This window comes from Streptomyces sp. NBC_00310 (genome assembly GCF_036208085.1).
Lineage (GTDB): Bacteria > Actinomycetota > Actinomycetes > Streptomycetales > Streptomycetaceae > Streptomyces.
This window is the reverse complement of sequence record NZ_CP130714.1, coordinates 533343-551511: the sequence shown is the minus strand read 5'-3', so window position 1 is coordinate 551511 and position 18169 is coordinate 533343. Positions and strand designations below refer to the sequence as shown.

The 18169-nt window shown below is 71.9% G+C and carries 14 protein-coding genes and 3 pseudogenes; 13 read left to right on the top strand and 4 right to left on the bottom strand.

The window, feature by feature from the left end; genetic code table 11:
* The first annotated feature begins 84 nt into the window (after nucleotides 1-84).
* Nucleotides 85-1164, top strand: coding sequence for a MerR family transcriptional regulator (locus tag OG202_RS02230; protein ID WP_328222232.1), 1080 nt, complete (start codon nucleotides 85-87; stop codon nucleotides 1162-1164).
* On the opposite strand, the gene OG202_RS02225 is transcribed toward OG202_RS02230, so the two are convergent.
* Nucleotides 1074-2459, bottom strand: a complete 1386-nt coding sequence (locus tag OG202_RS02225; RefSeq protein WP_326585972.1) for a cryptochrome/photolyase family protein — start codon at nucleotides 2457-2459, stop codon at nucleotides 1074-1076. The two genes, OG202_RS02230 and OG202_RS02225, sit on opposite strands and share 91 nt — an antisense overlap.
* Nucleotides 2460-2942: 483 nt before the next feature.
* Here OG202_RS02225 and OG202_RS02220 point away from each other — a divergent pair, with 483 nt between their 5' ends.
* On the top strand, nucleotides 2943-3449 hold the full coding sequence (locus tag OG202_RS02220) for a MarR family winged helix-turn-helix transcriptional regulator (protein WP_326585261.1): 507 nt from the start codon (nucleotides 2943-2945) through the stop codon (nucleotides 3447-3449).
* Between the two features lie 176 nt (nucleotides 3450-3625).
* Nucleotides 3626-5715, top strand: a pseudogene (locus OG202_RS02215) (MMPL family transporter).
* Between the two features lie 34 nt (nucleotides 5716-5749).
* Here OG202_RS02215 and OG202_RS02210 read toward each other — a convergent pair.
* Nucleotides 5750-6646: pseudogene (locus OG202_RS02210) on the bottom strand (LysR family transcriptional regulator); the annotation flags it as partial.
* 137 nt (nucleotides 6647-6783) lie between these two features.
* Between OG202_RS02210 and OG202_RS46315 the strand changes: the two are divergent.
* From OG202_RS46315 to OG202_RS02185, 6 genes and pseudogenes are all read left to right on the top strand, one after another.
* Nucleotides 6784-6867: a putative leader peptide gene (locus OG202_RS46315; RefSeq protein WP_350284076.1), complete on the top strand. Its 84-nt coding sequence runs from the start codon at nucleotides 6784-6786 to the stop codon at nucleotides 6865-6867.
* Between the two features lie 152 nt (nucleotides 6868-7019).
* A pseudogene (gene sfnG / locus OG202_RS02205) lies at nucleotides 7020-8191 on the top strand (dimethylsulfone monooxygenase SfnG).
* Nucleotides 8192-8256: 65 nt separating this feature from the next.
* Nucleotides 8257-9474: an acyl-CoA dehydrogenase family protein gene (locus OG202_RS02200; protein WP_327731734.1), complete on the top strand. Its 1218-nt coding sequence runs from the start codon at nucleotides 8257-8259 to the stop codon at nucleotides 9472-9474.
* Nucleotides 9475-9533: 59 nt separating this feature from the next.
* Nucleotides 9534-10088, top strand: a complete 555-nt coding sequence (gene ssuE, locus OG202_RS02195) for an NADPH-dependent FMN reductase (protein ID WP_327731735.1) — start codon at nucleotides 9534-9536, stop codon at nucleotides 10086-10088.
* A gap of 3 nt (nucleotides 10089-10091) precedes the next feature.
* On the top strand, nucleotides 10092-11324 hold the full coding sequence (locus OG202_RS02190; protein WP_327731736.1) for an SfnB family sulfur acquisition oxidoreductase: 1233 nt from the start codon (nucleotides 10092-10094) through the stop codon (nucleotides 11322-11324).
* Nucleotides 11325-11376: 52 nt separating this feature from the next.
* Nucleotides 11377-12519, top strand: a complete 1143-nt coding sequence (locus tag OG202_RS02185; protein WP_327731737.1) for an LLM class flavin-dependent oxidoreductase — start codon at nucleotides 11377-11379, stop codon at nucleotides 12517-12519.
* A 301-nt stretch (nucleotides 12520-12820) separates the two neighbouring features.
* Here OG202_RS02185 and OG202_RS02180 read toward each other — a convergent pair whose 3' ends face one another.
* Together OG202_RS02180 and OG202_RS02175 are read right to left on the bottom strand one after the other, a co-directional pair.
* Entirely contained in the window at nucleotides 12821-13321 is a 501-nt protein-coding gene (locus tag OG202_RS02180) for a GNAT family N-acetyltransferase (RefSeq protein WP_326585268.1), read from the bottom strand.
* Between the two features lie 66 nt (nucleotides 13322-13387).
* Nucleotides 13388-14431 (bottom strand): acyl-CoA dehydrogenase family protein, encoded by a 1044-nt coding sequence (locus tag OG202_RS02175; protein WP_327731738.1) that lies wholly within the window; start codon nucleotides 14429-14431, stop codon nucleotides 13388-13390.
* 289 nt (nucleotides 14432-14720) lie between these two features.
* Here OG202_RS02175 and OG202_RS02170 point away from each other — a divergent pair, with 289 nt between their 5' ends.
* The 4 genes from OG202_RS02170 (at nucleotide 14721) to OG202_RS02155 (ending at nucleotide 18093) form a co-directional block, all read left to right on the top strand.
* A complete protein-coding gene (locus OG202_RS02170) occupies nucleotides 14721-15602 on the top strand; it encodes a hypothetical protein (protein WP_327731739.1) in 882 nt (293 codons plus the stop codon).
* Nucleotides 15603-15726: 124 nt separating this feature from the next.
* Nucleotides 15727-16230, top strand: coding sequence for a MarR family winged helix-turn-helix transcriptional regulator (locus tag OG202_RS02165; protein ID WP_327731740.1), 504 nt, complete (start codon nucleotides 15727-15729; stop codon nucleotides 16228-16230).
* Nucleotides 16231-16282: 52 nt separating this feature from the next.
* Nucleotides 16283-17002, top strand: a complete 720-nt coding sequence (locus OG202_RS02160; RefSeq protein WP_327731741.1) for a response regulator transcription factor — start codon at nucleotides 16283-16285, stop codon at nucleotides 17000-17002.
* 203 nt (nucleotides 17003-17205) lie between these two features.
* Nucleotides 17206-18093, top strand: a complete 888-nt coding sequence (locus OG202_RS02155) for a glycoside hydrolase family 19 protein (protein WP_326585273.1) — start codon at nucleotides 17206-17208, stop codon at nucleotides 18091-18093.
* Nucleotides 18094-18169: the final 76 nt, after the last annotated feature.

Genomic DNA, 18169 nt, shown 5'->3' with positions numbered 1-18169 from the left:
GGAGGCGGTGCGCATGCCGCCATCGTGCGAGCCCGCGAGATCGGGCTTCAACTCGCATCGCTTCTGCATCGTATAGTCACCCTCATGGGTGCGTACGCGGAGGAGAACCCCGCCGAACCGGGGCTCACCAGCGGTGCCCTGGCCCGTCGACTGGGCGTCTCGCCCACGACGCTGCGTTCGTGGGACCGCCGCTACGGCATCGGACCCGCGGTCCGGGCCGACGGCCGGCACCGGCGCTGGACCCCGCAGGACGTGACGATGGTCGAGACGATGTGCCGGCTGACGTCCGCCGGGGTGCCACCGGCCGAGGCGGCACGTGTGGCGAAGGAGGGTGCCGGGACCCCGAGTGCGAGGGACGTGCGGGAGAGGGCCGGGGGTGCGCGGGTGCCGGACGGAGATCGTCCGCAGCGGTCACCCGTCTCCGGCCCGCCGTCTCCGGGAGACATCCGCAAGGAGTGCCGGGGCCTCGCCCGCGCCGCCGTACGCCTCGACGCTGCTGCCGTGGAGGAACAGTTGGCCGGAGCCGTCGAGCGGCACGGGCTCACGGTCGCCTGGCAGGAGGTGATGGTGCCGACGCTGCACGCGGTGGGCCGCAAGTGGGCGTCGTCCGGCGACCGCTACGTCGAGGTCGAGCACCTGCTGTCCTGGCACGTCTCCACCACCCTGCGCCGCCACGCCCGGCCGCCCGTGCCCCGCCACGACACCACCACCCCGGGCCCGGTCGTCCTGGCCTGCGTGCCCGGCGAACAGCACACCCTCCCGCTGGAGGCCCTCAACGCGGCACTCGGCGAACTCGGCCTGCCCGCCAGGATGTTCGGCGCGGCCGTCCCCGCCGAGGCCCTCACCGGGGCGGTCGACCGGCTCGGCCCGGCGGCCGTGGTCCTCTGGGCCCAGGCCCGCTCCACGGCGAGCCTGCCCCTGGCCCGCCATGTCGCCGCCATGCGCTGGGGCGTGAAGGGCGCCCGCCGGCAGCCGCTCCTCGTGCTGGGCGGCCCCGGCTGGCACGGGTGCCCCGCCCCGGGCACGGTCCGGCCGTCCTCGCTGGACGAGGCGACGGACGTGCTGTCCGGCCTCTACGGACGGGCGGCCCGACCGGTCCAGGACTTACGCCCCCGCAGGAACCGCTCCCGCCCCTCCGCCAACTCGACGATCGGCTCCGGATAGTCGAGCGCGGCACGATCCAGTCCCCGCAGCTTCCATGGCTCGTGCACCGCCGATCCCGCGACGTCCGCCAACTCCGGCACCCAGCGCCGTGCATACTCCCCCTCCGGGTCGTACCGCTTGGCCTGGGTGACGGGGTTGAGGACCCGGTTGGGGCGGGTGTCGGTGCCGGTCCCGGCCACCCACTGCCAGTTGAGCTGGTTGTTGGCCATGTCGCCGTCGACGAGGAGGTCCAGGAAGTGCCGGGCGCCGACGCGCCAGTCGACGTACAGCGTCTTGGTGAGGAAGCTCGCGGTCAGGAGCCGGCCGCGGTTGTGCATCCAGCCCTCGTGGCGGAGCTGGCGCATGGCCGCGTCGACCACCGGGTAGCCGGTACGGCCCTCCCGCCACGCCTCGACCTCGTCCGGAGCCGACCGCCAACGGTCGTGCCTGGCCCGGTAGTCCACGAACGCGGCCTCCGGTCGCACGGCCAGCACCTGGCGGTTGAAGTCCCGCCACGCGACCTGCCGTACGAACGCCTCGGCGCCCGGACCGCCCGCCCGGCGGGACCGGTGGACCAGCTCGACGGGGGAGAGGGTGCCGAAGTGCAGATGGGGCGAGAGCCGGGAGGTCGCGTCGCCCGCCAGGTCGTCGTGCCGGTCCCCGTACGCCTCGATGCCCGACCGCAGCCAGGCGGAGAGCCGTGCGCGGCCCTCCGTCTCACCGCCCGTCGCCAGCTCCGGAGAGAGTCCGGACAGCCGGTCGCGCGAGGGGAGTTCCTCCGAGCCGATGCCGTCCGGCACGCGCACGGCCCGCGGCGCGGCCAGCGCGTCGCGCAGCCGCTGCCGCGACCAGTGGCCGAAGTACGGCGTGAACACCGCGAAGTGGTCCGAGGAGGCCGGCGCCACCGCGCCGGGGTCCACGGCGGACGTCACCGTGTCGTGGACGTGCAGGCGCACGCCCTCGGCCTCCAGCGCGCGCCGCAGCCGTTCCTCGCGGTGCTGGGCGTACGCGCTGACGTCGGCCGCCAGGTGCACCTCGTCGGCGTCCGCCTCGGTGGCCACCTTGCACACCTCCTCCACCACGTCCCCGGAGCGCACCACGAGCCGGCCGCCCCGCTGACGCAGTCCCTCGTCGAGGTCGCGCAGACAGTCGGCGAGGAACGCCAGCCGGTTGGGTGCGGCGAACCCGGCCCCCGCCACGGCCCGGTCGCGCACGAACAACGGGACCACCTGCCGTGATCCGTCGAGGGCGGCGCGCAGCGGCGGATGGTCGTGCAGCCGCAGGTCGCAGGTGAACAGGACGACCGAGACGTTCATGGCGGACTCCGGGGAAAGGTGAAGACGGATCATGCACGCTTCCGGCCGGAGGCGCCCGGCGGATGCGCGGGCCGGAGGCGGAGGACCGGGACACGGGCCGCCGCACGGCACATTTCCGGGAAGGGGGCGCGGGCCCTCGCGCGGCGCGGATCAGGGGCGGATCAGGGGAGGGGCGCCCCCTCTCGCGCCTGGGCGGGCGCGTCCGCCACCGCCGCCCGTGCGGGCGATGTCGCGTGCCATGCCGCCGGTCCGCCGCCGGCGGCTCCGGGACGCGCCACCCGCCGATGCACCCGGTCGCACCGGTCACCGGGCAGAGCGGTCCGCTGCCGCGTTCGTCGTCGGTCATGGGTTCCTCGGTTCTTCGCGTTCGGTTCTCCGCGTCGGCGTGCCCAGGAATCACTTCCACCACGAGAGCGGTCATGGATGCGCCGGAGGGGCACCGCCGCGCGATCGGGTGATCGGTACGGCGGCTACGCTGACCGCGTGGCCACAGTGAACGACCCCGAGCGGCGGGCGGGGGAAGACGGGTCCGGCCGCCCCACGGCACCGACCGACCTGCACGCCTTCGCCGTCGCCCTGCGCCGGATGAACGGCGAGATCAACCGGCTGGTGCACGCGTTCGCGGGTGACCACGGACTGCACGCGACGGACGTCCAGGCCCTCGCGGCGATCCTGGACGCCGACGCGCCCATGACACCCAAACGTCTGCGTGAACACCTCGGACTGACCTCCGGAGCCGTCACCGCCTGCGTGGACCGGCTGGAGCGCGCCGGACACGTTCGCCGCGTCCGGGAGAGCGCCGACCGCCGTGTGGTCCACCTGTACTACGCGGCCGACGCGCGCTCGGCGGCCCGCACCTACTTCCGGCCCCTCGCGGAGGCGACCGAGGCCGCCCGTACCCGGTTCACCGGAGACGAACTGGGCGTGGTGCTGCGGTTCCTCGCGGCGATGAACGAGGAACTGGGCGCGGGCGCCGACCGTTCTCGCTGACCGGGTCGACCGGGTGCATCCAAGGACAGGGTGCATCGTGCATCCAAGGGACAGGGTGCATCCAAGGGCCGGGTGAGGACGGAAGACCAGGCGGCGTCTATGATCACGCCCGCCAACAAGTTCAATCATTGAGATTGTTTTTCGTTGAGATACATCCATCCGGAGCCTGGAGCACCATGTCCACCACCCCCCGGCGCCCTCGCCGGCTCGTTCCCTTCGCGCTGATCGCCGTCTGGCTCGTCATCGGAGGAGTCCTGGGCCCCTACGCCGGACGCCTCGGTGAGGTCGCCACCAACGACCAGGCCGCGTTCCTGCCGCGCAGCGCCGAATCCACCGAGGTCATAGCCGCCCAGCGGGCCTTCCGGGAGGACGAGGCGCTCCTGGCGATCGTCGTGTGGACGGGCCCGAGCCTTGCCGAGCGGCGCACCGCGGCCGACCGTGCCCTCGCCTCCCTCGACAGCACTCCCGGCGTGACGGGGCGGGTCTCGCCCGCACTGCTCTCCGAGGACCGCGAAGCCCTCCGAGGAGTGGTCCCGCTGCGGCCCGGCCTCGACGACGATCTGCCCGGCACCCTGGACCGGGTCCGCGCCGCCGCCGAACGCGTTCCCGGCACCACCGTCCGGATGGCGGGCCCCGCCGCGAGTCAGGCGGACCTCTCCGACGCCTTCGCCGGCATCGACGGTCTGCTGCTCGCCGTCGCGCTCCTCACCGTGCTGGTGATCCTGCTGCTCGTCTCCGCAGCGTCCTGCTCCCGCTGGTGATCATCCTCGGCGCGGTGTTCGCCCTCGGCCTCGCCTGCGCGGTCGTGTACGCGCTCGCCGACCACGGAGTCGTCCGCGTGGACGGACAGGTCCAGGGCATCCTGTCCATCCTCGTCATCGGCGCCGCCACCGACTACGCCCTCCTCCTCACCGCCCGCTTCCGGGAGGAACTCGGCGCGCGCACCGACCGTTTCGAGGCCATGCGGGCCGCGCTGCGGCAGTCCTGGGGCGCGATCGTGGCCAGCGCCGCGACCGTCGCGCTGGGCCTGCTCGCCCTGCTGCTCAGCGACCTCACCAACAACCGGGCGCTCGGGCCGGTCGGCGCCATCGGCATCGGCTGCGCCGTCCTCGCCACGCTCACGTTCCTGCCGGCCGTCCTCGTCGTGCTCGGCCGCGCCGCCTACTGGCCCGCCAGGCCGGGTGGCCGATCGGCCACCCCGCGCACCGGTGAAGGGGTGTGGCGGCGCGTCGCGGGCCTCGTCGACCGGGCGCCGCGCCGCGTGTGGGCGGCGACCCTGGTCGTCCTGCTGGCCGGGGCCGCCTTCTCGCCCGCGCTCACCTCCAAGGGCGTCCCCCTGGACGAGACCTTCGTCAACGACGCCCCCTCTGTCGCCGCCCAGAAGACGCTCGGCGAGCACTTCCCCGGCGGCTCGGGCAACCCCGCCGTGGTCGTCGCGGACGCGGACCGGCTGGACCGGGTGCTCGCCGCGGCCCGTGCGACCGACGGCGTCGCGACGGCGGCCGCCGTCGGCGGGCCCGGGCGACCCGGCGGTGCCCCCCTGGTCGTCGACGGACGTGTCCGGGTCGACGTCACCCTGGACGCCGCCGCGGACAGCGACGCCGCGAAGCGGACGGTGTCCCGCCTACGGGCCGCCCTGGACACCGTGCCCGGCGCGGACACCCTCGTCGGCGGCTACACCGCACAGCAGTACGACACCCTGCGCACCGCCGAACGCGACCGCACGCTGATCGTTCCGGTCGTCCTGGCCCTCATTCTGCTCATCCTGATTGGCCTGCTGCGTTCCCTGCTGCTGCCTGTCCTCCTGGTCGCCACGGTCGCCCTGAACTTCCTCGCCACGCTGGGCGTCTCCGCACTCGTCTTCCCGCACGTGTTCGGGTTCACCGGCACCGACCCGTCCGTGCCCCTCTACGGGTTCGTGTTCCTGGTCGCGCTGGGCGTCGACTACAACATCTTCCTCATGTCCCGGGTCCGCGAGGAGTCACTGCGGCACGGCGTACGCCAGGGCGTGCTGCGCGGGCTGGTCAGCACGGGCGGGGTCATCACCTCCGCGGGCGTGGTGCTCGCCGCGACGTTCGCCGCGCTGGGCGTGATCCCGCTCGCCTTCCTCGCCCAGATCGCCTTCATCGTGGCCTTCGGAGTCCTCCTCGACACCCTCGTGGTGCGCTCCCTGCTGGTGCCGGCGCTGGTACGGGACCTCGGCGAGCGCGCCTGGTGGCCGGGGAGCATGGCCTCCGGCGAGGCACGCGCCCACGACGAGCGGTGACCGTCCCGCGCCCGGGTCGGGACGAGGCCCGGGCGCCCACCGCCCGGGCCCGGCGGACGAACGCCTCGTGCAGGTCCCCCGCGGCCTGCGGCACGGAGTCCGCCCTGCGGCGCTGGAGCATCAGCAGGACCCGGGTGGTGTCATCGACGATCGGCCGGTGGACGAGCGCGCCCCGCCGCTCCAGAGGGTCGCCGATCACGCTGAAGTCCGGCAGGACCGTCGCCCCGAGCCCCTCCGCGACCAGCAGCTTGCCCATCTCGGCGCCGTCGGTGGAGTACGCGAAGGCCGGGTCGCGGCCGTCGAGGAGCCGGTGGACGAAGCGGTGCATGACGTACCCCGAGCGCATGCCGATCAGCGGTACGTCGAGCAGGTCGTCCACGGCCACCGCCGCCCGGGACGCCAGCGGGCTGTCCGGGCGGACGACCACCACCGGGCGGCCCCGCAGCAGCTCGGTGGCCTCGAACTCGGCGGGCACGTCGTCGCCGTCGAGGTGGTTGACGAGCCCGAGGTCGAAGGAGCCCTCCAGCAGGCCCCGGTGGATGTCGGTCTGCTGGGCGCCGACCACCTCGACCTGGGTGAGGGGATGCGTGGCGCGGAAGTCGCGGATCACCGGGATGAGCAGCGGCACGGTCGCCGCGTTGACCGTGCCCAGGCGGACCATACGGCTGATGCGGTGCTGTTCGCCCGCCGCGGCCCGCAGCCGGTCCACCGCGTCCAGCACCCCGACGATGTGCGGCAGCAACTCCCGGCCCGAGGCGCTCATCGTCGCGCCGGAACGCTTGCGCTCCAGCAGATCGACCCCGAGTTCGCGTTCCAGGTTCCGCACGGTCTCGCTCAACGCGGGCTGGGAGAGCCGTAGTTCCTCCGCGGCCCGGCGCAACGAACCGAGCCTGGTCACCGCCGTGATGTATTCCAACTGTTCTGTCCGCACGGCAGCAGAATGCGTGCCGATTTCCGGCCCGTTCAAGGGTTTCCCTGTCACACCTTCGTGAAATTCAATGGTCCGGGATTCGAGACCGGTCGGGTTCTCCTTGACGGTCGTCGACGACGGCTGTCACGATCGACGGCATGAAGATGCGACTGGACCTCACGCGGCGACGCCATGTCGACCTCGCGCGCGTCTCCAGCGCCTCCTGTCGCGCCGCGGCCTGATCACCTCCCCGCGATCCGCCGCGCGTATTGGCTTTTCCTCGCCTGAATTCCCCGCGCCCGCACACCCCTTGAGATGCACGCGCCTCTCTTGGAGCGCCCGCGCACCCCCTTGAATTCGGCGTGCCCAAAACATTCCGCAACAGGAGTTCCGCATGCCCGCCGCGCCCGTGAAATTCGCCTATTGGGTCCCCAACGTCAGCGGGGGACTTGTCACCAGCAAGATCGAGCAGCGCACCGACTGGGGCTGGGAGTACAACCGCGAACTCGCCGTCCTCGCCGAGAACAACGGCTTCGAGTACGCCCTCAGCCAGGTCCGCTACATGGCCGGCTACGGCGCCGAGTACCAGCACGAGTCGACCGGCTTCAGCCTCGCCCTGCTCCTGGCGACCCAGCGTCTGAAGGTCATCGCCGCCGTCCACCCCGGCCTCTGGCACCCCGGCGTCCTCGCCAAGTTCGGCGCGACCGCCGACCACCTCTCCGACGGCCGCTTCGCCGTCAACGTCGTATCCGGCTGGTTCAAGGGCGAGTTCACCGCCCTCGGCGAGCCCTGGCTGGAGCACGACGAACTCCCCCAGTTCTCGGCTTCGCTCGAACCGGGGGGACCCCCATCCGCCGCTCCGAGGAGTTCATCCGCGCCCTGCGTCAGATCTGGACCGAGGACCACACCGAACTCGCCGGTGACTTCTACCGGTTGCGCGACTTCTCCCTCAAGCCCAAGCCCCTCAACACCCCCCAGCGCCCCCACCCGGAGATCTTCCAGGGCGGCAACTCCACCGCCGCACGGGCCATGGCCGGCCGGGTCTCCGACTGGTACTTCTCCAACGGCAAGGACTTCGACGGAGTCGTCGAACAGATCGAGGACGTACGCGCCTCCGCCGCCCAGATCGGCCGTGCGGCGCCGAAGTTCGGGCTCAACGGCTTCCTCATCGCCCGCGACACCGAGGCCGAGGCCCGCGACACCCTGCGGGAGATCGTCGCGAACGCCGACCGGGAGGCGGTCGAGGGGTTCGGCGCCGCCGTCAAACAGGCCGGACAGTCCACCGGCGACGGCAAGGGCATGTGGCAGGACTCCGGCTTCGAGGACCTCGTCCAGTACAACGACGGCTTCCGTACGGGGCTGATCGGCACCCCCGAGCAGATCGCCGAACGGATCGTCGCCTACAAGAAGCTCGGCGTCGACCTCTTCCTTCTCGGATTCCTCCACTACCACGAGGAGGTCGAGTACTTCGGCCGCCGTGTGCTGCCGCTCGTACGCGAGCTGGAGGCCCAACTCCCCGACAGCGAAATCGAGTCCGAGCCCGCGTCCGTTCCTCTGCACGTCTGACCGCTCCCACCGCCACCGCAACACCCCACTGCTTGCGCACCGCACTGCGAAAGAGGTCATCACGCATGAGCACCGCCACCCCCACCGACTGGAAGACCGGCCCCGCGCCGCGGACCGCCCAGGAGTGGATCGCCCGCGCCGGCGAGGTCGCCGCCGTCCTCGCCACCGACGCCGCCGAGCGCGACCGCGCCGGAGCCACCCCGTACGCCGAGGTCCAACTGCTGAAGGACTCCGGCCTCGTCACCCTGCTCGGCCCCACCGAGCACGGCGGCGCGGGCCAGGACTGGCCCACCGCCTACCGGGTCGTCCGCGAGGTTGCCAAGGCCGACGGCTCCATCGGCCAGCTCCTCGGCTACCACTACCTCTGGAACTGGGCCGCCCGGCTGGTCGGCACCCGCGAACAGTGGGAGCACGTGGAGGCCGAGGCCGCCCGGGGCCGCTGGTTCTTCGGCGGGGCCGTCAACCCGCGCGACAAGGACGTCGTGGTCACCGAGGACGGCGACGACCTCGTCTTCACCGGTCGCAAGTCCTTCTCCACCGGCAGCAAGGTCTCCGACGTCACCGTCCTCGAAGGCGTCCTGGAGGGCACCGACAGCCACGTCTTCGCGATCGTCCCCTCCGACAGCGAGGGCCTGACCTTCCACGACGACTGGGACAACATCGGCCTGCGGCTCACCGAGAGCGGCGGCGTCACCCTCGACGGCGTCCGCACCCCGTGGTCCTCCGCGGCCGGCTACGTCGACAAGGAGTTCCGGCCCCGCACGTACAACACCCTCAACGTCCCCACCATCCAACTCGTCTTCGTCAACTTCTACCTCGGCATCGCGGCCGGCGCTCTGGAGACGGCGGCGACGTACACCCGTACGAAGTCCCGGCCGTGGCTGCACGGCGGACACGAGCGCGCGGTCGACGAGCCGTACGTCATCGATGTCTACGGCGATCTGACCGCCAAGCTCTGGGCGGTCGAGGCCCTCGCCGACACCGTCGCCGCCGAGGGACAGCGACTGCACGACGACCCCGACGCCGTCACCGAGAAGACGCGCGGCGACTTCGAGGTCAGGGTGGCGGCCGTCAAGGCGCGCGCCACCGATGTGGCCCTGGAGATCGCGAACAGCGTCTTCGAGGTGACCGGCGCCCGCTCGACAGCCACCTCCGAGGGGCTCGACCGCTTCTGGCGCGACATCCGTACCCACACCCTCCACGACCCGGTGGCCTACAAGCGCCGCGAGGTCGGCCGCTGGGTCCTCGAAGGCGAACTGCCCGAACCCACCTGGTACTCCTGACCACTCCCTTCCGGGGTGCCCGTCCGTACGGGCACCCCGGGCTCCCAGAAAGAGGACCCATGGCCACCGTCCTGTCCGTCTCCGGCAGCCCCTCCGTCTCCTCCCGCACCGCGAAACTCGTGCGCCACCTGGACGCCCGTCTGATCGCCCAGGGCCATGAGGTCGTGCCGCTCGACATCCGCACCATTCCCGCCGAGGCCCTGCTCGGGGCGGACTTCAAGCACCCGGCCATCGTCGAGGCCACCGCACTCTTCGAGCGCGCCGACGGCATCGTCATCGGCACGCCCGTCTACAAGGCCGCCTACTCCGGGGTCCTCAAGGCCCTGCTCGACCTGCTCCCGCAGTACGCCCTCACCGGCAAGACCGTGCTGCCCCTGGCCACCGGCGGCACCACCGCCCACGTCCTCGCCATCGACTACGCCCTGCGGCCGGTGCTCAGCTCCATGGGCGCCCGGCACATCGTCCCCGGCTGGTTCACCCTCGACAAGGACATCACCGTCGGCGAGGACGGCAAGGTGTCGGTCGCCCCGGCCACGGCCGAGGCCCTCGGTGAGGTCGTCGACCAGTTCCTCACCGCGCTCGGCCCCGCGCCGGTCCTGGCCGCCGCGAGCTGACCCATGACCGACGCCCCGGCCGGCTCCCTGTCCGATGCCACCGCCGATTCCCCGGCCGCCAAGGTCATCGCCGACGACGTCGAGGCCCTGACCGTCGCCGCCGCGCTCGCCGAGGAGTTCCGTGCCGGGGCCTCGGAGCGGGACGCCGAACGGCGGCTTCCGCGCGCCGAGTTGGACCGGCTCTCCGCCTCCGGGCTGCTGGCCGTCACCGTGCCCGCCGAGTACGGGGGAGCGGATGTGCGCCAGGAGACCCTGGCGGAGGTCTTCCGACTGCTCGCCTCCGCCGACGCGAGCCTCGCCCAGATCCCGCAGAGCCACTTCGCATACGTCAACGTGATCCGACGCCAGGGAACGGCCGAGCAGCGCGAGTTCTTCTTCGGGGAGCTCCTCGCCGGGCGTCGCTTCGGCAACGCCCAGTCCGAGGCGGGCACCAGACACATCCAGGACATCCGCACCCGGCTCACGCGACAGGAAGACGGCTCGTACCTCCTCAGTGGGGTGAAGCACTACGCCACGGGCGCCCTGTTCGCCCACTGGATCCCGGTGCTCGCGCGGGCGGAGGACGACGATCTGCACGTCGCGTACGTGCCCGGGGACGCCCCGGGCGTCACGGTCGTCGACGACTGGGACGGCCTCGGCCAGCGGACGACCGCCGGCGGCACGGTCCGGCTGGAGGAGGTATCCGTCCCGGCGGACCGGGTCCTGCCGCACCACCTCACCTTCCGGGGTCCCCAACTCCACGGTGCTGTCGCCCAGTTGCTGCACGCGGCGATCGACGTCGGGATCGCCGACGGCGCGCTCGCGGAGGCGGTCGCGTTCGTGCGCACCAAGAGCCGGCCCTGGTTCGAGAGCGGCTTCGAGACGGCGGCCGAGGACCCTCTGCTGATCCAGCGCTTCGGTGAACTCGTTGTCCAGGCACGGGCGTCGAGGGCTCTGCTGCGGGAGGCGGCCCGTGAGGTCGACGCGGCCCGCGCCGACCTCACCGACGACTCCGCGGCCGAGGCCTCCATCGCCGTGGCCGCCGCGAAGGCGCACGCGGCGCACACGGCCGTCGAGATCTCGGGCGCCCTCTTCGAGGTCTCCGGCACCCGCTCCGCCCTCAACTCCGCGAATCTGCACCGTTATTGGCGCGACGCCCGCACCCACACCCTGCACGACCCGGCGCGCTGGAAGGTCCAGCACATCGGCCGGTACGTGCTCAACGGCACCCGACCCCCACGCCACGGCCTGCTCTGAAGGGCGACCCCGATGACCTGTCGCCGCGGGCCTTCCTGATCGGAGACCCCACGTGTCCCTCACCTTCCACTGGTTCCTGCCCACCAACGGCGACAGCCGACACGTCGTCGGCGGCGGCCACGGCACCCCCGCCACCGAGTCGGGCCGGGACCGACCGCCGACGGTCGCCTATCTGAGCCAGATCGCCCGCGCAGCCGAGGACCTCGGCTTCGTCGGCGCGCTCACCCCCACCGGTGCCTGGTGCGAGGACGCCTGGCTGACGACCGCGATGGTCAGCCAGAACACCGAACGTCTGAAGTTCCTGGTCGCCTTCCGGCCGGGCTTCGTCTCGCCCACGCTCGCCGCCCAGATGGCCTCCACCTTCCAGCGGCACACCGACGGGCGGCTCCTCCTCAACGTCGTCACCGGCGGCGAGGGCCATGAGCAGCGCGCCTATGGCGACTTCCTCGACAAGGACGACCGTTATCGCCGTACCGGTGAATTCCTGGAAGTCGTGAGGGAGTTGTGGGAGGGCAGGACCGTCGACCTGAAGGGTGAGCACCTCCGGGTCGAGGACGCGAGGCTGGCCCGAGTGCCCGATCCGGTGCCCGAGGTGTACTTCGGCGGCTCCTCACCCATCGCCGGGGAGATCGCCGCCCGGCATGTCGACGTCTACCTCACCTGGGGCGAGCCGCCGGCCAAGGTCGCCGAGAAGATCGCCTGGATCAAGGGGCTGGCGGCGAAGGAGGGCCGCACCCTCCGCTTCGGTATCCGGCTGCATGTCATCACCCGTGACACCGCCGAGCAGGCCTGGGCGGAGGCGAACCGGCTGCTCGACGGCTTCGATGCCGAGACCGTACGGTCCGTCCAGGCCGGACTGGCCCGCAGCGAGTCCGAGGGGCAGCGGCGCATGCTCGCCCTGCACGGCGGCAACCGGGACGGCCTGGAGATCCACCCCAACCTCTGGGCCGGCATCGGCCTGGTGCGCGGCGGCGCTGGTACCGCACTGGTGGGCAGCCACGAAGAGGTCGCCGAGCGCATCAAGGAGTATCACGCCCTCGGCATCGACGAGTTCGTCCTCTCCGGCTACCCGCACCTGGAGGAGGCGTACTGGTTCGGCGAGGGCGTCCTCCCTCGCCTCGCCGCCCAGGGCCTGTGGCGCCACCCTTTCGCCAAGCCGACGGTCCCTACGGCACAGGTGCCGTTCGCGAGCTAGTGCCGGGGCAGGCAACGTTTGCCCCGTCGCGACGCCCGGCACGCTCCCCCGCTGCCTCAAGGGCGCGGGAGGTGCCCCCACTCGCCGCACCGGACGCAAGCCCAAGTACCTCCAGTACGAGGACTTGCGCCCGGCACGCCGAGAGCACGCACCGGACGCCGCTCCTTGACGGGCAAACGATGCCTGCCGCGGCTAGAGGGCACAGCGGCGAAAGCGAGTGGCCGGGGGCGGGCGGTGGGCGGCAGCGGGCCGCACCGGGCGCTCGCACCCAGCCGCACCAGGCGCCGGCACAGCGTGACGCTCACACCGCGCGCTCCATGCACACCAGTTGCTCCCGCTCGTCCCATGACGCGGTGACGCCGAAGCCCTGCCGTTCATAGAGGGCGATGGCCCCGGTCCGCCAGTTCCACACCGACAGCCGCACGGTGTCCACGCCGTGCTCCGCGGCCTGCGCGAGCGCGGCGTCGAGGAGGCCGGAGGCGATGCCACGGCCCCGGAACGCCGGGTCCGTCCAGAGTCTCTTGATCTCCGCCCGCCCGTCGGCGGGGGCGGTCACCACCACACAGCCCACCGCGGTGTCCCCGCTCACGGCCACCAGCACGACATCGCCGGCGAACGCACTCCCCGGGTCGGAGATCTCCGCCCGGTAGCGATCCGGCAGCCCGTCCACCTCGGCGACGGGGCGGCCCTTCTCGGCCTCCGTCCGCAGATGGTAGGCGGCCAGCAACGGGGCCGGCCCGGCCTCGACGGAAGGGGTCCGGCCGGACCAGCGGACGATGGAGATCTCGCGCCGAGCAGTCATGACGCCAGCATCACACGACACCGGCCGGGCGCCGCTCGACCCCGCTGCGCGTGGTTTCCGCGAGGGTCAGTACGCGGCCGAGAGCGCGCCGAGGTGGGCCCGGCGCACCTCGGAGGTCTGGCCCTGCACCAGCAGGAACAGCGCCTCGCGGGCCAGCCGTTGCGCGCGGCTGTCCAGGTCGAGGGCGCGTCCGCCGCCCGCGACGACCGCGGCGGTCGTCGCCGTGCGCATCAGGTCGAACGCCTTCGTCTTGAAGGCCAGCCGCTCCTCCATGTGCTCGTGCGGCGCCGGATGGTCGGCCAGGGCGTACGCCTGGCGCCGTACCTTGTCCAGCCGCAGACGCAGCCCTTTCGTCGTGGGGTCGTCCTGTTCCAGCAGGCCGAGGGCCGACTCGGCGACCCCGAACACCGCCGGCGAGGCGTTCGTGGGCTTGGGACGGTCGCTCGCGGCCCAGGACTCGTACGGCGCGTGCAGCGCCACCGCGTCGTCGGGGATCCACAGCCCGTCGAGGTGGAGCGAGACCGTACGGGCGGCCGTGAGCGCGGCGAGCCGCATGGGTGCGGAGGCCTTCAGACCGGACTGCTGCTTGGCCTCGGTGAAGGCGAACACCACCTCGTCGGCGTCCGTCACGCCGGCCAGCAGCATCACATCGTTGAGCCCCCACCCGGTGTACCAGGGGACCGTGCCGTGGAACCGCCAGCCACCACGCTTCGGCACGGCACGGACCGGCACCTGCGGGTACCGTCGCAGATGCGCGTAGGCGACGCCGGACAGCAGTTCGCCGGTGGCCAGCTTCCCCAACAGGCTCTCGCGGGCGGGGAGTTCGCTCTTCACCAGGGTCAGTACGGGTGTGTAGTGCTGGGTCTGCACGAACCACGTGGAGCAGCAGGCCCCCGCCAGGATCTCGGCGGTCTCCCGTGCCACGGAATGGGGGGCGCCCGACCCGCCGTAGGCCACCGGCGCGCTCACTCCGAGCAGCCCCGACCGCTTGATCGCCTCGATACTGCTCGCGGGTACCCCCTCCTGGTCGACGCGCTCCGCCTGAGGCGCGAGCACCTCGGCGGCGAGTCTGCGCGCCTGGACGACGAGGGGGTGCGGTGACGTGGTCATGGGGTGATTCTCCCCGGCTCCGGCCCCAAAGATCACATCGTCGGGGCCGGCGGATCACCTCGTCCTCGTCCACGATCTCGCCTCGACCTCCATGGACTCGGCCGGACCCCTGGGCGCGGGCGCCGTGGGTGTGACCTGCGCCACGTCGGTCCGATGTCAGGTCGCAGGGCGCAAGCGGTCAGGCCGCTGCGCTTGCATGTGATCGTCGGGGCCGCGCCCCCGGCGGCTCCACGAGCGACGGTTCGCTCCACCCCCCACCGGGGCGTTCTGCCCCGTAAGGAGAAAGACCATGAAAGACCGGGCCAAGGTCGAGGATCTCCTCGTCACATCGGACCTCCAGGTGCAGACCTCGGCGGTCGCCTGGAAGCACGTCAAGGCCGAGTACGTCGACATCGTCGAGGACATCCTGGCGACGCTCGCGCCGAGCGGGCCCTACGCGTACACCGTCGTCCCGACCCTCGAAGAGGGCAAGGAGATTCCGACGCAGCGGATCGTCGACACGTACGAGGCCATCGAGAGCAGCTACCGCAACATGCACCGGTTCGCCGCCGTGGTCGGGATCCGGCCCGTGGCGGAGATCAACACCTCCTGGTACACGTTCGTGAGCGGCTCGGGCCGGGGGCGTGACAAGAACACCGGTGCCGAGAGCGAGCGTCCCATCATCGTGCTGTTCCCGACGATGGGTTCCGAGGGCATCACCGGCGAGCTCTTCTGGGGCCGTACGCAGCGCGAGTCGCTGCCGGGCGACCCGGCCGACGGGGCGCTGGCCAGCAGGTTCGCCGTGGCCAGGGTGCACGACGCGCTGCTCGACGCCTATCGCAAGGGCGATGTGGACGCGATCGTCGAGCGCGCCCACCCCGAGATCCAGACGGGCGTGCGGGACTACGCGGCGGGTGTCGGCACCCTGGTGGAACTGCACACCAAGGACGAACTGAGGGCCCACCTGGAGGAGTTCTACGCCCACTACGAGGTCCGGGAGATCGAGGTCGTCAAGCAGCACTTCGACGACTGGTTCTTCTTCCACGAGTTGCGCTGGACGGTCGAGGCCCGCAGGGGGCCCGAGGCGGGCGGCGTCTTCCGTCACCACACCGCCGAGTACGCGGAGGTGTCCGGCGCCGGGCTGGTCGTCGCGCACATCGGGCACGGCACGGACCAGCTGAAGCTCGGCTGACACGAGGACCCGACTCCCGTACGCCGGCGCCCCGGACGACCAGGTGTCGTCCGGGGCGCCGACGCGTGTGGGGCGACCCCTGCAACGTTGCTTGACTTAGGCAAATGTCTGCTACGGTGGCCGCATGTCCACACCGCGCCCCACCGAAGCGGCCGCCCTCGCGGACGTGACCGAGATCGAGCGGTTGCTCACCCGTGTCGCGTATCTGGCCGGCCGGTCTCGTCAGCACGAGCGTCTGATGTCCGACAGCGGACTGTCCCTGGACCGTGCCTCCGTGTCGATCCTGCGGCACATCGCCGAGAGCGAGCCGCTGCGCCCGGGGGTGCTCGCGGTCCGGCTGTCCGTGGAGGCGTCCCATGTCACCCGGCAGCTGAGGCAGTTGGAGAGCGACGGCTATGTCGTCCGCGTCCCGGACCCGGAGGACCGCCGGGCGCAGCGCGTCCAGATCACCGACGCCGGTCTCGCGGCCTTCGACCGCGTCAGGGAGGCCAGCCGCCGGGGCATCGGGGCGGTGCTGGACGAGTGGTCGACGGAGGACCTGCGGCAACTCGCCCACCTCTTCAACCGGTTGGTCGACGACTTCGTCGAACACGCCGAGATGGTCGTCGAGCCCCGGCCCGCCGACTGATACGGCGCGCCGCGCGATCCCCCCACGCAAGCCCTACGCGAACGGTCTTGTCATGCGCAGTCTGCTCACCGGGAAACCGTCGTCGCCGCGCGGCACCGCGCAGCACGTCCTGCTGGTCGTCGACGACCTTGATGTCACCGAACTCCTCGCCACCACCATGGAGTTGGCCGGATACCGGGTCGCGACGGCGGTCACCGGCGCCGAGGGGGCCCTGCGGATCGCCCATGGCGGGTACGACCTCGCCGTCTGGGACGCCGCGCTGCCGGACCCGGAGCGCTTCGGGCGGGGCCGGCGCGGCGCGCCCGCGGACCGGCCCGCGCTGCTGTTCCTCACCACCTGCGACACCCTCCACGACCTGCTTCCCGGCCTGCGGCCCGGCGACGAGGACTACGTCGTCAAGCCCGTACGCATCGCCGAAGTCCTCGACCGCGCCCGGGCGTTGCTGCGCGGCCGGGGCGGCCCCGAACGGCCCGAGGGCATGCCCTGCTATGGCGACCTGGTCCTGGACGACGCCGCGTGCGAGGCGCGGCGCGGCACCAGGCCGCTGTGCCTCACGCCCGCCGAGTACCGGCTGCTGCGGTATCTGCTGGCGAACGCGGAACGGGTGCTGTCCAAGGAGCAGATCGGTCGGCACGTCTGGGGCGAGTACCGCGCGCACGGCGCGATCGAGAAACTCGTGGCCAGGCTCCGGCGCAAGACCGATCAGGAGGAACCCGCGCTGATCCATACCCGGCGCGGCTTCGGCTACTGGCTCGGCTGCCCCGACGACTGACCTGACCTCGTGTCAAACGAGTCGACTGGTCTACACCCTTGACTGGTACAGACCAACGCGGTTGAGTGTGCCCCACACCCCCCACCACGGCCGCCCCCACGCCGTGGCCGGCCCCGCCGGCGCGTGCGCGCGAGGTTCTGTCCCAGTCATGCCCTTCGGGCCCTTGCCCGGGTGCGGCCGTGCTCCACGAAGGAGTTGGTCCCGTGTCGAGGCGTCGTATCTCCGCCGTACTGACCGCGCTGGTCATTGGCGGTTCCACCCCCTTGCTGCTGCCCGCCCAGAGCGCGTCGGCCGCCCCCTGTTCGAGCTACGCGAGCTGGACGGCCGGCCGGTCCTACGTCACCGGCGACATCGTGCGCTACACCGACGGCAAGGCGTACATCGCCGAGCACGACAACCCGGGGTACGACCCCACCATCAGCACCTGGTACTGGGAGCCGTACGCCTGCGAGAACGGCCCCACCAACCCCTCCGGCTTCGTGGTGAGCGAGGCGCAGTTCCAGCAGATGTTCCCGAACCGGAACTCGTTCTACACGTACAGCGGGCTGCGGGCGGCCATGAGCGCCTACCCGGCGTTCGCCACCACCGGCAGCGACACCGTCAAGAAGCAGGAGGCCGCCGCCTTCCTCGCCAACGTCAACCACGAGACCGGCGGACTCGTCCACATCGTCGAGCAGAACACCGCCAACTACCCCACCTACTGCGACTGGAGCCAGTCGTACGGCTGCCCGGCCGGACAGGCGGCCTACTACGGGCGCGGCCCCATCCAGCTCAGCTGGAACTTCAACTACAAGGCGGCCGGCGACGCGCTCGGCCTGAACCTCCTGGGCAACCCCTGGCTGGTGCAGAACGACGCGGCCGTCGCCTGGAAGACCGCCCTGTGGTACTGGAACACGCAGACCGGCCCCGGCACCATGACCGGCCACAACGCGATGGTCAACGGCGCCGGCTTCGGGCACACGATCCGCAGCATCAACGGCTCGCTGGAGTGCGACGGCAAGAACCCCGCCCAGGTGCAGAGCCGGGTGAGCGCGTATCAGCGGTTCGTCCAGATCCTCGGCACCTCGGCGGGCGGCAACCTGTACTGCTGACACCGGCATATTCTGGATGTCATGCACCTGACTTCCGCCGGGGTGCGGCCGGCCACGGCCGTACCCCCGTGCCCGG